The sequence below is a fragment of the Myxococcus sp. RHSTA-1-4 genome, from assembly GCF_020037125.1.
Lineage (GTDB): Bacteria > Myxococcota > Myxococcia > Myxococcales > Myxococcaceae > Myxococcus.
The window spans coordinates 34,971-49,304 of sequence record NZ_JAIQDG010000042.1 but is presented as its reverse complement, the minus strand read 5'-3'; the positions used below and the strand labels follow the sequence as shown (position 1 = coordinate 49,304).

The 14,334-nt window shown below is 70.3% G+C and carries 10 protein-coding genes; 5 read left to right on the top strand and 5 right to left on the bottom strand.

The features are described 5' to 3' along the window. Nucleotides 1–25: 25 nt before the first annotated feature. The 3 genes from gor (at nucleotide 26) to K8638_RS38475 (ending at nucleotide 3,672) form a co-directional block, all read left to right on the top strand. Complete coding sequence (gene gor / locus K8638_RS38485; protein WP_223759723.1) at nucleotides 26–1,441, top strand: glutathione-disulfide reductase; 1,416 nt, start codon at nucleotides 26–28, stop codon at nucleotides 1,439–1,441. Nucleotides 1,442–1,582: 141 nt separating this feature from the next. Then, the gene (locus K8638_RS38480) at nucleotides 1,583–2,878 is read left to right on the top strand and encodes a DNA polymerase beta superfamily protein (protein ID WP_223759722.1); all 1,296 of its coding nucleotides are present in this window, start codon (nucleotides 1,583–1,585) and stop codon (nucleotides 2,876–2,878) included. Further along, the gene (locus tag K8638_RS38475) at nucleotides 2,875–3,672 is read left to right on the top strand and encodes a DNA polymerase beta superfamily protein (RefSeq protein ID WP_223759721.1); all 798 of its coding nucleotides are present in this window, start codon (nucleotides 2,875–2,877) and stop codon (nucleotides 3,670–3,672) included. The genes K8638_RS38480 and K8638_RS38475 overlap by 4 nt, the downstream gene beginning before the upstream one ends. A 26-nt stretch (nucleotides 3,673–3,698) precedes the next feature. Here K8638_RS38475 and K8638_RS38470 read toward each other — a convergent pair whose 3' ends face one another. Continuing rightward, nucleotides 3,699–5,012 carry a chitosanase gene (locus K8638_RS38470; RefSeq protein WP_223759720.1) on the bottom strand — a complete coding sequence of 438 codons (1,314 nt, stop codon included), beginning with the start codon at nucleotides 5,010–5,012 and terminating at the stop codon, nucleotides 3,699–3,701. A gap of 211 nt (nucleotides 5,013–5,223) precedes the next feature. On the opposite strand from K8638_RS38470, the gene K8638_RS38465 reads away from it, so the two are divergent. After that, the gene (locus K8638_RS38465) at nucleotides 5,224–6,558 is read left to right on the top strand and encodes a hypothetical protein (RefSeq protein ID WP_223759719.1); all 1,335 of its coding nucleotides are present in this window, start codon (nucleotides 5,224–5,226) and stop codon (nucleotides 6,556–6,558) included. A gap of 24 nt (nucleotides 6,559–6,582) precedes the next feature. On the opposite strand, the gene K8638_RS38460 is transcribed toward K8638_RS38465, so the two are convergent. From K8638_RS38460 to K8638_RS38445, 4 genes are all read right to left on the bottom strand, one after another. Beyond that, the gene (locus K8638_RS38460) at nucleotides 6,583–7,731 is read right to left on the bottom strand and encodes a serine hydrolase (RefSeq protein WP_223759718.1); all 1,149 of its coding nucleotides are present in this window, start codon (nucleotides 7,729–7,731) and stop codon (nucleotides 6,583–6,585) included. A gap of 80 nt (nucleotides 7,732–7,811) precedes the next feature. Next, entirely contained in the window at nucleotides 7,812–8,732 is a 921-nt protein-coding gene (locus tag K8638_RS38455) for a hypothetical protein (RefSeq protein ID WP_223759717.1), read from the bottom strand. 69 nt (nucleotides 8,733–8,801) lie between these two features. Beyond that, nucleotides 8,802–11,915 (bottom strand): poly(A) polymerase, encoded by a 3,114-nt coding sequence (locus K8638_RS38450; RefSeq protein WP_223759716.1) that lies wholly within the window; start codon nucleotides 11,913–11,915, stop codon nucleotides 8,802–8,804. Between the two features lie 144 nt (nucleotides 11,916–12,059). Further along, nucleotides 12,060–13,430 carry a BamA/TamA family outer membrane protein gene (locus K8638_RS38445; protein WP_223759715.1) on the bottom strand — a complete coding sequence of 457 codons (1,371 nt, stop codon included), beginning with the start codon at nucleotides 13,428–13,430 and terminating at the stop codon, nucleotides 12,060–12,062. 106 nt (nucleotides 13,431–13,536) lie between these two features. Between K8638_RS38445 and K8638_RS38440 the strand changes: the two genes are divergently transcribed. Continuing rightward, nucleotides 13,537–14,268: a M90 family metallopeptidase gene (locus K8638_RS38440; RefSeq protein ID WP_223759714.1), complete on the top strand. Its 732-nt coding sequence runs from the start codon at nucleotides 13,537–13,539 to the stop codon at nucleotides 14,266–14,268. The last annotated feature ends 66 nt before the right edge of the window (nucleotides 14,269–14,334 follow it).

Genomic DNA, 14,334 nt, shown 5'->3' with positions numbered 1-14,334 from the left:
TCGCTTCTCCCGGAGGACGAGGACCATGGCCCGTTACGACTTCGACCTGTTCACCATTGGCGGCGGCTCCGGGGGCGTGGCGGCCAGCCGCAGGGCGGGCTCCTACGGGGCGAAGGTGGGGCTCTGCGAGGACCGTGATTTGGGCGGCACCTGCGTGCACCGGGGCTGCGTGCCCAAGAAGCTGCTGGTGTACGGCTCCCACTTCCACGAGGAGTTCCAGGACGCGGCCGGCTACGGGTGGACGGTGCAGGAGCCGGCGTTCGACTGGGCGCGGCTGCGCGAGGCCAAGGACAAGGAGCTGGCCCGGTTGGGTGGTGTGTACGCGCGGCTGCTGCGCGACTCGGGCGTGACGGTGGTGCAGGGGCGCGGGCGGCTGGTGGACGCGCACACGGTGGAGGTGGGCGGCAAGCGCTACACGGCGGAGCGCATCCTCCTGGCCACCGGCTCGCGGCCGTACCTGCCTCCGGACGTGGCGGGCATCGGACATGCCCTCACCTCGGATGACGCGCTGTCCTTCCCCGAGCTGCCGAAGCGGCTGGCGATTGTGGGGGGCGGGTACATCGGCGTGGAGCTGGCGGGCATCTTCCACGGGCTGGGCTCGAAGGTGACAGTCATCGTCCGGAGCCCCACGGTGCTGAACGGGTTCGATGACGACGTGCGCGCCTTCCTCACGGGGGAGATGCGCAAGAAGGGCATCGAGCTGGTGACGGACACCTTCATCCGGGACATCGAGAAGCGCGTGGACGGGGTGAGCCTGCTGACGCGCGGGGGCGACACGATTGAGGCGGACGCGGTGCTCTACGCCACCGGCCGGGTGCCCAACTCGGGCGGGCTGGGGCTGGAGGAGGTGGGCGTGGAGCTGGATGCCCGGGGCGCGGTGAAGGTGGACGAGTGGTCCCGCACCTCGGTGGAGAACATCTACGCGGTGGGGGACCTCACGGACCGCATCAACCTCACCCCGGTGGCCATCGCCGAGGGACGCGCGATGGCGGAGACGCTCTTTCATAACAACCCCATGAAGATGGACCACACCAACGTGCCCTCGGCCGTCTTCAGCCAGCCGCCGGTGGCGTGCGTGGGACTGACGGAGCTGGAGGCGCGCGAGCGTTGCGGGCAGGTGGACGTCTACGTCGCCAACTTCAAGCCCATGAAGCACACGCTCAGCGGGCGCGACGAGCGGACGATGATGAAGCTGGTGGTGGAGCGAGCCACCCAGCGGGTGCTGGGCTGCCACATGGTGGGGGCGGACGCGCCGGAAATCATCCAGGGCCTGGCGGTGGCGGTGAAGTGCGGCGCCACCAAGGCGCAGTTCGACTCCACCGTGGGCATCCACCCCACGGCGGCCGAGGAGTTCGTCACGATGCGCGAGAAGCGGCCGGACCCCGAGACGCGCCTGGCCGCCGAGCGCGGGCATGACGCGGGGGCGACGGGCTCTCACTGAAGGCGCTGCGCCCTCCCGGTTTCCAGGCGCGACCCTCGTTTCGTGTCCGGACTTGCCGGGGCTAGCATGGCGCCGGAGGCGTCAGGTCCGCGCCCGCGCCGCCGTCGGGAGACGACTTCGCACCGCACCGGGAGGTGAACAATGGCTGATTCTCCGACGGATTCCTCGCGCCAGGGCGGCGCGCGCATCCGCGGCCTCGAGCAGGTGGACCGGCTGTCGGTGCCCCTGCCGCACGGCACGGAGGTGACGACGCGCGTGGAGCGCATGGCCTCGGGCGGGCGCCGCATCCCCCAGGGCGTGGTGGGCCGAGTCGTCCGCGCGCATGACGGCGGCTTCGACGTGCAGATTGTCGGTGTGGGCGAGGTCTGGTTCGCGCGCGAGGAATTGGTGCCCCGCCGCGTGGGACAGGTGGACTTCGCCCGGCGCCGGGAGGCGGCCTGGTCCGCGCTGACGCCGTGTGTGGTGCTGGAGACGCGCGTGGGCAGTCATGCGTGGGGCCTGGCCAACGAGAGCTCGGACGTGGACGTGCGGGGCGTGTTCGCACTGCCGCTGTCGTGGACCTTCGGCTTGGTGGAGGCGCCGGTGGACCTGGTGAGCGCCGACGGCAGCACCACCTACTGGGAGGTGCACAAGACGGTGGAGCAGGCGCTGCGCGCGGACCCGAACACGCTGGAGACGCTGTTCGTCCCTGGCGCCACGGCGAAGGACGTGCTGGGCGAGTGGCTGCTCGCCGAGCGCGGCGCCTTCGTGTCCAAGGCCATCTTCGGCAGCTTCGGCCGCTATGCCATGAGTCAGCTCGACAAGCTCACGCGCAGCCAGCGGCTTGCCGAGCACAGGGACTTGCTCCTGGAGTGGCTGTGTGAGGACCCGGCCCCGGACCTGGACGAGGTGGCGAAGCGGCTGGCCGCCGTGTCTCCCCGGACGGCGCCCTCGCAGCAGGACGCGCTGCTGGCGGCGAAGACGTACGTGAAGCAGCTCTACCGCTCGTTGTGGGACCAGGGACTCCTGACGGCCAACGACTTCGCGGCGCTCACGGCGTACGCGCGAGACGGCGGGCAGCGGCCTCCGTCCGCGCGCGAGCTGCGGCCGAAGAACGCGTACAACCTGCTGCGGCTGGTGGCCACGGCCACCGGGTGGTTGCGCACGGGAGAGCCCACGTTCGAGGCGGCGGGCGCGCTGAAGGCGCGGCTGCTGGACATCAAGGCGGGCCGCGTGCCGCTGGAGGACGTGCTGCGGGACGCGGAGGCCATGGCGCCGGACCTGGAGGCGGCGCACCGGGAGAGCCGGCTGCCGGAGCATCCGGACTACGAGCGCGCGGACCGGCTGCTGAGGCGCGTGGGAGACGAGGTGGCGCGGCGCTGGGTGCTGAAGGAGCCCGGCCCGCTGGGACGCGACGCGCCGGAGGCTCCGGCCATGGAGTGGAGGGACGCGGAATGAAGGGCACACTGAAGGAACATGAGCGCGTGGTGGCGGACCGGGTGCTCGACGAGGAGTCCGCGAAGCGCGAGCACCTGGTCGTGGCCCTCTCGGGGGCGCACGCGTATGGCTTCCCCTCGCCGGACAGCGACCTGGACCTGAAGTCCATCCACGTGGCGCCCACCGCGGTGCTGCTGGGGCTCCAGCCGAAGCACATCACCGCCGAGCGGCTCCAGGTGGTGGACGGCGTGGAGGTGGACTACTCGTCCAACGAGCTGCAGCCGGTGCTCCAGGGCGTCCTGCAAGGCAACGGCAACTACATCGAGCGCGTGCTGGGCGCCATCTGCGTGCGCGCGTCGCCGGAGCTGGAGGGGCTGAAGCCGCACGTGCGCGCGGTGATGTCGCGCCGCGTGCACCGGCACTACCGGGGCTTCGCCCACGGCCAGCTTCGCGAGTGGGAGAAGAGCGGCTTCAAGTCCGCGAAGAAGCTGCTCTACGTCCTGCGCACCACGCTGACCGGCACGCACGCGCTGCGCACCGGTACGGTGGAGACGGACGTCACCGAGCTGTTGGACCTGTATGGCTTCTCGGAGGCGCATGCGCTGGTGGAGCAGAAGCGGCGCGGGGAGAAGAGCGAGCTTCCGGAGGAACTGAGCACGAAGTGGCGCGCGGAGGTGGCGCGCTCCTTCGAGGTTCTCGACGCCGCAGTGCCGGAGTCCGTCCTCCCCGAGGACCCGCCCGAGGAGGCCGTGCTCGCGCTGGAGGCGTGGATGCTGGACCTGCGCCGGCGGCGCTTCGAGTCGCGGAGGCAGTAGCATCTGCCTCCGCGCCGTGAGGCGGGTTACTGGCAGGAGTACGTGTACGACGTCGGCGTGCTCCAGCTTCCGTCCGGGTTGATCTGCCGCACCGTGTAGCCGCTGAACGGATACGTCGTGCCCCAGCAGTCGCGGGCGCGGACGTCGTTGCGGAAGGCGGTGCCCAGGTCCCAGTTGCCACGCCGGCGCAGCTTCTCGTAGGCGGCGACGCGGTCCACGGCCTCAATCCACGTCGAGTCCCCGGCGAGCACGTCCCGGCGCTTCTCGAGGAACTTCTGCAGCCACGCGCTCTCGGTGATGCCGTTGTAGCCGATGACGGGCGCCACCTGTCCGGAGTTGCCGAGCGCGGTGTTGGCGGAGCGGATGATGCTCCGGGCGCCGGACTCGCCGTGGTTGATGAAGGCGTCGTACAGCGCGGTCTTCGACAGCGCGGTGGTGAGGCCCCACTTCGCGGCCTCGTTCATGGCCGGCGTGTAATAAAGGTTGTCGTTGATCTGGTCCTGGCAGCTCTTGAAGTCCGCGCGCGTGGTGGTGTTGTTGTAGCTGGCGGCCCAGTCGGCCCGCCAGTTGCCCACGGAGTCGAGCTCGGACGTCGAGGACTGGGACTCACCCGTGGAGAGGAAGCGGTTGTTGATGGTGGTGAGCCCCGGCATGTACTTCGCCATCAGGTTGCCGTTGGCCGCGCTCCGCAGGTTGACGTAGCACTGGACGACCTGGATGGCGTCACCCGTGCCGGTGCAGAAGCCCGCGCGCCCATTGGTGTACCCGCGCCCGTCCTGGATGTTCTCCGAGTACGCGTAGTCGATGGTGGGCGTGTCGTTCTCCCAGATGCTGGTCAGGTCCTCCGCCACCTTCTTCTGGTTGGCGCTCAGCCCCGTGCCTCCGGTGGTGCCGCCGCAGCTCGGGTCGGAAATCTGGATGTTGGTGGCGGTGAAGGAGGTGTTCGACGTCGTCGAGTAATAGAACGTGTACGACGCATTCACGGCCACGGTGAGGTCCGACGTCCGCGAGTACGTGCACGTCGTGCCGCTCTGGGTGTGCGTCCAGCCGGGCTCGTCGTAGTCACAGATGACGCCGCTCGGGACACCGAACGCAATCTGTGGCCGCGTCATGGCCGCCGTGCCGGTGTTCTTGAAGACGATGGTGCCCCAGTAGTCCGCGCCCACGTAGGTGTTCGTGGTGATGGTGTACGAGCAGGCCGCCAGCGCCTGCTGCTCCGTGGCCGGGCGCTCCTCCGTGCCGCCGGTGTCCGGTGCGCAGCCCGCCAGCGCCGCCGCCAGCCCCACGAGCATCCCGTGCCGGAACTTCACCCAGGACCTGCTCCGCCGATGCGCTCCCATGTCGTGCTCCCTTTCGTGACGAGTCGGCCATGCGCCAGCCGATGATGTCCGGCCACATCTCCGTCACATTGGGAATACCAGGAATACCCCAGCGCGCCCATGCGGGGGATTCCGTAGGACCTGGGGCACGCCTTGCCGCGACTCGCGGTGCACGCCAGCCGGGGCCCTCGCTGGTCAGGAGCGCCTGGGCCATCTACAACCGGACCTCGCCATGCCTCCGCGCTTTCGCCTGCTGTCTGTCCTCGTCCTCACCTCCTCGGTGCTCGCCTGCGCCACGCGTGGCGCGACGCCCACCTCCGAGCCCTCCACGAACCCGCCGATGACGACACCTTCCTCCCTGGACTCCTCCGCCGAGCAGTACGTGAAGCTGGTCCTCGCCGTGGGCCAGCACGACGGCAACTACGTGGACGCGTACTACGGGCCGGAGGCCTGGGCGAAGGAGGCCGAGGCCGCGAAGCTGCCCCTGCCGGAGATTGCCGCGCGCGCCGCCGCGCTGGTGAAGGCGGTGGAGGACGTGCCGGTGCCCGATGACGCGCTCGTCGCGATGCGCCGCCGCTTCCTGCTGACGCAGCTCTCCGCCCTCGCCGCGCGGGTGCGGATGCTGTCCGGCGAGCGGCTGAAGTTCGACGAGGAGAGCCAGGCCCTCTACGACGCGCGCGACTCGCAGCACACCGAGGCGGAGTTCGAGGCGCTGCGCGCCGGGCTCGACGAGCTCGTGCCAGGACAGGGCCCCCTGACCGAGCGCCTGGAGCGCTTCCGGCAGGGCTTCGTCATCCCCAAGGACAAGCTGGACCCCGTCTTCCGCGCCGCCATCGAGGAGGCGCGCCGCCGCACGCTGAAGTACGTGACGCTGCCGGCCCACGAGACGTTCACCCTGGAGTACGTCACCGGCAAGCCGTGGGGCGGCTACAACTGGTTCAAGGGCAACGCGACCAGCCTCATCCAGGTCAACACCGACCTGCCCATCTTCATCCTGCGCGCCATCGACCTCGCGGCGCATGAGGGCTACCCCGGCCACCACGTCTACAACGCGCTGCTGGAGCAGCACCTGGTGCGCGAGCGCGGCTGGGTGGAGTTCCAGGTGTACCCGCTCTTCTCGCCCATGTCGCTCATCGCCGAGGGCAGCGCCAACTACGGCATCGACGTGGCCTTCCCCGACGCGGAGGCGTACCTGCGCGACGTCCTCTTCCCGCTCGCGGGACTCGATCCGAAGCGCGCCGCGGACTACGTGCGCATGGAGTCGCTGTCCGAGAAGCTGTCCTACGCGGGCAACGAGGCCGCGCGCCGGTACCTCGACGGCACCATGAGCCGGGAGGCGGCTCGCGACTGGCTCGTGCGCTACGCGCTCATCTCCCCGGAGCGCGCGGCGCAGCGCATGGCCTTCATCGACACCTATCGCTCGTACGTCATCAACTACAACCTGGGCCGGGACCTGGTGAAGCAGTACGTGGAGCGGCAGGCGGGCCCGGAGGCGACGCCCGCCCGGCGCTGGGAGGTGTTCCGCGAGCTGCTGTCCTCGCCGAGGCTGCCGTCGGACCTGCGCTGAGCCCCGTCTTCCCGCGCGCGGCGCCTACTGCCCGAGCGCCGCGCGGATGAGGGGCTGGAGCTCGTTGGAGAGGCTCACCGAGAAGTTGACCACTCCATTGTCCTGGCGGTCCAACTGCATGCCGAGGATGGCGTAGTAGCCCGCCTTCCGGTCCACCCAGGGCGTCCAGCCGAAGGCGCCCGGCGAGCTGATGACGTCACAGCCCTCGGAGGGCGTGTCGCAGTGCAGCCAGGCCGTCAGTCCGTAGCGGTACGGCAGTCCCAGGTCCTTCACGGGAGAGTTTCCAATCACCACGCCGGGGAAGGGCTCGCGCGCCTGGGCGTCGAACAGCTCCGGCGTGCCGCGCTCCAGCCCGGCGTAGCGCCCCCGGTGGAAGACGAGCGCGAGGAGCGGGGCGTACTCGTTCATCGACGTGCGCAGCCCGCCAGCGATGAGCGGGTTGGTGAGGCCCTGCCCCAGACGCGGCTGGGTGAAGTACGCCACCTCCTGGGGCAGGCCGAGGGGCACCGCCAGCGTCTCGCGGAAGAGGGCGTTCCAGCTCTTGCCCGTGGTCACCTCGGCCATGCGCGCCGCCACGTGCAGGTGGGTGCTGCCATAGTCGTAGCGCGTGCCGGGCGGGGCCACCGGGTCGGTGCCGGCGATGGTGGCGACGCAGTCCGCCAGGGTGATGCCCGGCTGCATGGTGCAGAAGTGCTCGTTCTGGAGTCCGGAGGTGAAGGAGAGCAGGTGGCGCAGGGTGATGTTCGCCTTGTCCCCGCTCCAGCCGAGCACCTGGCCCGTGGTCGAATCCAGCGAGAGGTGGCCCTGGCGGATGACCTCGAAGAGGACCGTGCCGGCCACCATCTTCGAGGAGGAAGCCACCGCCACCCGCCGGTCCGGCGCGAAGTCTCCCACCATGCGCTCGTAGACCTTTCGGTCCTGCGCGTCGTACACGGCGAGCCCCAGTCCTGGCACGGAGCTGCCCGCATCGGCGACCCGGGCCTCCAGCGCCGTGGTTACCACGTCCCACGGGGAGCCGGCGTCGGGAGTGCCCGCGTCGGAGCCTCCGTCCGTCGTGCTGTCTCCCGCGTCGGGGATACCGGCGTCGACCGGGGGCGAAGGGTCGTCCCCGCCACCACAGGCCCACAACATCAACCCCAGGGACAACCCCAGCACACGCACCATGACCGCCATCGAAATCCTCCTTGGCGGCCTCCAACACGCCAGGCGGCGGATGGTTGCGGGCGAGCGTGCTTTTTCGGGAGGCGTGAGCCTCAGCGGGGGCCGCCTTCGAGCCCGGACAGCTTGCGATTCCGGACCTTCAGCCAGGCCTGCTGCCGGAAGAGGTACGTGGAGCAGACGCGGCGCCAGGTCCACACGTCGGGCAGCTCCCACCACTTCGCGGGGGGATGGATGCCCTTGTCTCGCAGGTTGCCGATGCCCCGGTAGCCGACGCCGTCGAGCCCGTAGGCGCTGTTGGACTCCAGCATGAGGACCTTGTCCGTGGCCGCGTGGTGGTCCACCACCAGGAAGGTATGGCCCGAGCGCCACTGGTTGCGCCAGCCCTGCACCAGGGCCCACGGGTGGGGCGGCACGCTCGGGGACGGCGCGGGAATCGCCATTCCGCTCTCCACGGCGGCCGTCACGGGCGAGAAGTAGTCCTCCGAGGACATGATCATCATCTGCCGGTGGCGGCGCGCATCCCACTCGAACGCGCTGCCATGTGCGTCGCGGAAGGCCTTCACCGTCAGGGCCTCGATGAAGGTGCAGCAGTTGTTGACCGAGGGCGGCGCCAGCGGGACGCGGATGCCCGGAAGTACCCACGGGTAGCGCGCCTCGTCGAGCTCGTAGCGGAAGGGGACGAACGCCGCGAGCAGGGACGTCAGACGCTCCTCGTCCACGGCGAGCGGCTCGGTGCTGAACGAGAGCCGCTCGACGGGCGGAGGCTTCTCCAGGTCGAGCAGCGTCGCGTAGCGCTGGGTGCGCCAGCGCACGCAAATCCAGGTGTCGAGGGCGCCCAGTGTCGGCACCTCCAACCGCGCGTAGTCGGTGTCGGGGTTCGGGTAGTCCCGCCTCTCTTCGAGCACATGGTAGTCGCCCGGCTCGACATAGCCCTCGAACTGCGAGCTCGTGTCCGGCAGGACGAAGCCGCGCAAGCGAATGGGGAGCCGCGCGACCCGATAGGTTTCCGCCATGGACGTCCTCCGCGAGGAAGTGCGCCGGCATCATCGCACACCCCGCGGACGGGCATCTCTGGCCGGGCGTCAGGCGTGCAGCAACTCCACCTGGAGCACTGCGCCCATGGGACGGTGGCTCCATTCCATGAAGGAGGTCCGGAACTCTTCCACCGTCCGGGCAAGGCTTCCGCCGGGGCTCCGGAGGAGCCCCGAGGCCTCCCCGGTGGCCCCGGCCTCCAGTCCGATGACCAGCTTTCCACTTCCGCCCGTGGGCGCCAGGGGACGCACGAAGACGCGGCGGTCGCCCTCCAGCCTGTAGACCAATGCGGTGAGATGCCCGAGCACCCAGCCCGAGGCCACGTCGTAGGCGTGGTCCGTGGGCGCGCTGACGGTGAGCTCCAGGCGGGCGGGAAACTCGTGGGCCACGTCCAGCGGCTCGAGGAGTGACTCCCAGGATTCGGCCGTTCCCAGGGCGCGGGCCTGTTCCACCAGGCCGTGGGCCCGGGCGAGCTCGTCACGCAGCACGCGGTAGGTGGAGCGCGACACGTTGCGCGCGGTGTTGCGCACCGGGAGCGCGGGCGCGATGACCGGCAGGAGGTCCCTCTTGCCGTCGGGCCGGTAGCGCGCCGTCTCGGGTGTGAGTGCCACCGGCTGGGGCCAGGGCCAGGCGGCGAACGTCTCGAAGAAGTGTGCGAGCAGCGATACGTCGGAGCCCGCCTTCTCCCGGGGCGCCCGGGTGCAGGCCCAGGCCGCCATGACTGCCCAGGACAGGCCTCCGAGGTAGCCCAGGGCGTGTGAGTAGATGCCGCGAGCCCTGGCCCAGGACTTCACGGCACGCAGCAGCCTGCGGAAGCGCTCGGGCCCGGCGTCCGCTCGCATCACCTCGTCGAGCAGGACTCGCGAGTCCTCCAACCCCAGGACGGAGCGGAGACCGGCGGTGTCGAGCCCCTCCGAGTGCAGGGCCAACAGCTCCTCGGGAGAGCAGGGGGCCACGCCCTCCGGGCGGCTGGCGTAGGACACGTCGAAGCTCACGCCGTCCAGGGACAGCTTCACCAAGGGGATGGCGGCATCGGCCACGAAGCGGGCACCCGAGGAGGGGGGCAGCTCCTGGATGAGGGTACGCGCGAAGTCCTCGCGCGACAGGTGCGAGGGGCCGATGGCTACCGCGTCCACGTCGCTGTCCGGACCGTCCGTGCCGAGGAGGTACGAGCCATAGGGGTGCAGCTCCGTTCCAATCCGGGCGCAGAGGGACTGGAGTTGCCGCACCGCATCCGTGCGGGAGTGCCGCGCCGCTTCGGGTGTTTCCGCGGCTCCCTGGGCGGAGAGGACGGAGCGGTTGCCTCGACCTCCCGAGCCTCCGAGCGGTATCCGCCGGACGACCTCGAACGGGGTATCGCCCTTCCTGCGGATGATGCAGACCTCGCGCACCTCGAAGGTGAGTGGTTGCCAGTGCTTCCCCCACGAGGCCAGCGTCCGCTCGATGTCCGCGGCGCCCGAGCGAGGGAGCTGCCCGACGGAGAGGTGCGGCGTGAAGCCTCGCGCCGACTTGCGGCCCTGCTCGTCACATTCGGGCAGCGCCTTCTCCAGCGCCGCATGCAGTGCCCTGAGCGCTCCGGGCGGCCGGTCTTCCGGGCGGAGCCACGCCGTCACGTTGGCGCGGTGCTCGAAGTGATGGAAGCCGGAGAGCGTCACCTCGAAAGGCTTCACGTCCCGGAGCGCCTCCGCGAGCAGCGCCTCCGCGTCATCGAAGTGTTCCTCTGGGAGGAACGGGTAGAGCAGGGTGACGTGCGGCATCCAGCGCCGGAACTTCGAGTCATGCTTCCGGCGGAGGGCCTGGATGGGCTCCCACACCGAGTCGGGCGGGATGAGCACCACCGCCGTGTGGTGGACGAGCGGCGCCGTGCGTGCTCTCGGCCGCGCCGGAACGGGAGCGACCTCTGGCATGGGAGCGCTGCTTCGGCGCAGGACGCAGCGAAGGCCGAAGTGGTCCGATGGGTAGAGCGCGTCTCCGGCCGGTGCCGGAGGTCCTTCCAGCGGAGACTCCCCGAGGAGACCCACCACCTCCGGGACGAGCCGCCCCGAGGGCGAGGACACCAGCACCCGGTCCAGCCGCTGACGGCGTCCGGAGCGCGTGGTGAGCGCGGCCAGGGCGTTGCGGGTGGGGTCGTAGGTCTCCCCGCTCTCCGTGGGCCGCAGCGCCGGCCACGCATCCACGAAGCCCGCCTCGGTGAACGCGCTGGCCTCGGGCTCGCCGTCGCTGAAGTTGAAGTCACCCGCAAGCACCACGTCCGGCGCGGCCTCCGGTGCCCCCGCGCCGAGCGAGCGGGTCCACTCGATGAGGGCCTGGACCTGGGCGGCCCGCGCGGTGCTGCCCGTGGGTGTGCGGTTGCTCGTCAGGTGCTGAGTGGCCACCCACAGCGGGGCACCGCTGATGTCGAGCCGGGCCGCGATGACGCGCTTGTCGCGCGAGAAGGCGCGCTGCCACAGCGAGGAGATGGGGAGGCGGGACAGGAGCACCTGTCCATACGGCGTCACGGTGGAGGCGCCCGGACCTTCGGAGAGCCAGTAGTGCTCGCGCACCCACGGCTCGGCGAGCAGCGCGCGGAGGAACGGCGGCGTGACTTCCTGTAACGCGATGACGTCGGCGCCGGAGTCCCGCAACAGGGCGAGCATCGCCGGTGTCCTCCGCTCCGTGGCGAGCAGGTCCGCGTCATACAGGTCGAAGAGGACGTTGAAGGTGAGGACCGTGAGCCGCTCGGGGGAGGGGAGCGGGCCGCCGGTGCTGGACTCCACCCAGGCGTTGGCGTTCGTGTCGAAGCGCCAGGCCGGCAGGGGCGTGAATCCGGAAGGAGTGCCCACGGACGCCTCGTCGGACCGGGGGCTGGCCGCGGCGGGAGCGGGCGTCTCAACCGCCCGCGCGGGAGCCGCCACGATGGGCGCGGGCTCCTGCACGGGCGGGGTGAGGGAGGCGAGCAGGTCGATGCGCTGCTTGCGGTCCCACACCACCTGCCGGCCGCGTTTGAAGTACCAGACGCGGTGCCAGGGAATCTCCCCATCGGGGACGAATGCCTCGAAGGGCATCTCCTCCAGTTGTTCGAGGTGCGCGTCGTAGCCGATGACGAACTCGCGCGCATCGAGACGCGGGTCCCATCGGATGCGGTGGTACACCTCGCGGCTGGTCGTGAAGCGTTCGTGGGACATGGCGGCCACCGGCGGCAAGAGGGAATGAGCGTACACCCGCCGCCACGGAGAGCCCGGGCCGGCACGCGAGCCACTTGACGCCGTGGCAGGGACGCGGCTGACAGGCCGCCGCTTCCTGTCTGTTGGGCCTTGCCGCCGGCCCACTCATGACGGACTCACACCCGCCACGAGGTAGAAGCGGAACTCGCCCGAGTTGACGCCGTAGGCCACGTCCACGCCCACCAGGGGCAGGATGACGTTGCGCAGGTACAGGCGCAGGCCACCGCCCACGCCCTGTACCAGCGTGGCCCCCTTCAGCCCTTCCTCCGAGTCCGGCAGGTAGCCGCGCACCACGCGCCCATTCACATCCACGAGCTGCCGGTCCTCGGGGATGTCCCGCCACAGCATCAGCCCCGTGTCGGAGAAGGCCACGCCCCGGAAGGCCAGCGAGCGGATGGTGAAGAGGGGGAAGTGGTACTCGGCGGTGAAGGACAGCCGCGAGTCGCCGCGGAACTGGCGATGCAGGAAGCCGCGCAGCGAGTTTCCTCCCATCACCAGCTCCTGGTGGAAGGGCAGGTCCACGCCCGCGGCCACCTCGCCCCGCAGCACCAGGTTGTGCTCCTCCATCAGCCGCAGGCCGTGGCGGTACAGCAGCCCGAAGCGCCGGTAGCGGAACTCGCTCCCCACGCTCGGATTCGACACCTCGTACGAGGCCTCGAGGTTGATGCCCTCCATCACCGCGTGGAGGTTCTGCCGCGTGTCCACTCCCACCATCAGCCGCAGCGACGCGTCCCGCTGGGAAGGTCCCGTCGAGAAGGCCTCCGTGGTGACCTCCTCGTCCCCGCTCGGCGCCTTGGCGTCAATCTGCATCAGCCGGTACTTCGCGGCCGCGCGCACGCGCTCGAAGAGCATGAAGCCCAGCTCTCCCGCGACGGAGGCCGAGTTGAGGCGCGTGCTGCGCACCACCTCCGGGTCCTTCTGGCTCGCTCCGGGCTGGTACTCGTCCACGCGGTCGCTGCGGAGCTGCCCCTCCAGGCTCATGCGGAGCTGCGGGAAGCCGAAGAGGTTCGGGTCCAGGTAGCCGGCGAACACGCCGCTCTCCGCCGTGCTCACCTGCGCCGCCGCCCCGAACTTCTTGCTGCGGCCCCACAGGTTGTTCTCCGCGTACAGCAGGCCGCCGCCCACGTTGGCCTCGGACAGCGCGAAGGTGGGCGCCACCACCCAGGACGCCTTGTCCTCCACCTCCAGGATGACGCGCACCCGGTCCGTGCCCGTGGGCTCGGTGCGGACCCTGACCTCCTGGAAGAGGCCGGTGGCCACCAGGCGCCGCTCCACGCGGCTCAGGTCCTCGAGCGTGAGTGAGTCGCCCGCGTCGATTCGTGAATACGCCTGGACCGTCTCCGGGCGCGTCTTCTCCGGGCCACGCACCACGACCTCGTCCACCACCTGCACCGGCCCCGTGTCCTGGGCTCCTGCTCGCGGTGCCAGCAGCGCCGTCACCAGCGCCGCGCACCACCTCACCACTGTTCCGCTCATTGCTCGCGCCACGTCCGTGCCATCTTCCAGGGGCTTCCGGCCCTTGCCCACGGCCCTCACCCTACCGCCAGACGCGGGTCCTTCGGACATCTGCTATGCCCGCCGCATGATTTCCCTCATCCGCCACCTCCGGCGCCGGAGCCTGCTGCGCCGCCCCTTCCCGGAGGCGTGGCTGGGGTACCTCGAAGCGCGGGTGCCCTTCTTCCGCACGCTGTCGCCCGGGCTGCGCCAGACGTTCCTGGACAAGCTCAAGGTGTTCGCGTGGGAGAAGGAGTTCATCGGGGCCGGTGGGCTCACCATCACCGACGAGATTCGCGTGGTGGTGTCCGCCACGGCGGTGCAGCTCGTGGTGCACCTGGACCTGTCCTATTACGACGCGCTCCGGGAGGTCATCGTCTATCCCGGTGCCTTCAAGCTGCCGGACCGCACGGGCGCGGTGCTGGGCGAGGCGAAGCACTGGGGCACCGTCATCCTGTCGTGGCAGTCGGTGCTGGCGGGGCTGCGCAACCCGGACGACGGCCATGACACCGCCGCGCACGAGTTCGCGCACGTGCTGGACCGGGCGGACGGCGCCTTCGACGGGACGCCGAGGCTCCGGCGGTACTCCCACTACCAGACATGGGCCTCGGTGATGAGCGAACACTTCCGGAAGCTCCAGACGGGGCAGCGCCGGGAGCGGCAGGTCCTGGATGACTACGGCGGGCTCAACGAGGCGGAGTTCTTCGCCGTGGCCACCGAGTCCTTTTTCGAGAAGCCGTTACAGATGCGTGAGAAGACTCCTGGGTTGTATGAGGAACTGAAGCGGTTCTACGGGTGGGATCCGGCGACGGGGGCATGAAGTGCCGCGCGCGGAACCCTCCGGCTGTGCTAGGCGGCGAGTACTGTGGTGGCCAGAATCATGGAG

Bases quoted from the DNA above. Each gene is read 5' to 3' on its own strand.
- gor (WP_223759723.1), top strand. From the start codon at position 26: ATGGCCCGTTACGACTTCGACCTGTTCACCATTGGCGGCGGCTCCGGG.
- K8638_RS38480 (WP_223759722.1), top strand. From the start codon at position 1,583: ATGGCTGATTCTCCGACGGATTCCTCGCGCCAGGGCGGCGCGCGCATC.
- K8638_RS38475 (WP_223759721.1), top strand. From the start codon at position 2,875: ATGAAGGGCACACTGAAGGAACATGAGCGCGTGGTGGCGGACCGGGTG.
- K8638_RS38470 (WP_223759720.1), bottom strand. From the start codon at position 5,012: ATGGGAGCGCATCGGCGGAGCAGGTCCTGGGTGAAGTTCCGGCACGGG.
- K8638_RS38465 (WP_223759719.1), top strand. From the start codon at position 5,224: ATGCCTCCGCGCTTTCGCCTGCTGTCTGTCCTCGTCCTCACCTCCTCG.
- K8638_RS38460 (WP_223759718.1), bottom strand. From the start codon at position 7,731: ATGGCGGTCATGGTGCGTGTGCTGGGGTTGTCCCTGGGGTTGATGTTG.
- K8638_RS38455 (WP_223759717.1), bottom strand. From the start codon at position 8,732: ATGGCGGAAACCTATCGGGTCGCGCGGCTCCCCATTCGCTTGCGCGGC.
- K8638_RS38450 (WP_223759716.1), bottom strand. From the start codon at position 11,915: ATGTCCCACGAACGCTTCACGACCAGCCGCGAGGTGTACCACCGCATC.
- K8638_RS38445 (WP_223759715.1), bottom strand. From the start codon at position 13,430: ATGAGCGGAACAGTGGTGAGGTGGTGCGCGGCGCTGGTGACGGCGCTG.
- K8638_RS38440 (WP_223759714.1), top strand. From the start codon at position 13,537: ATGATTTCCCTCATCCGCCACCTCCGGCGCCGGAGCCTGCTGCGCCGC.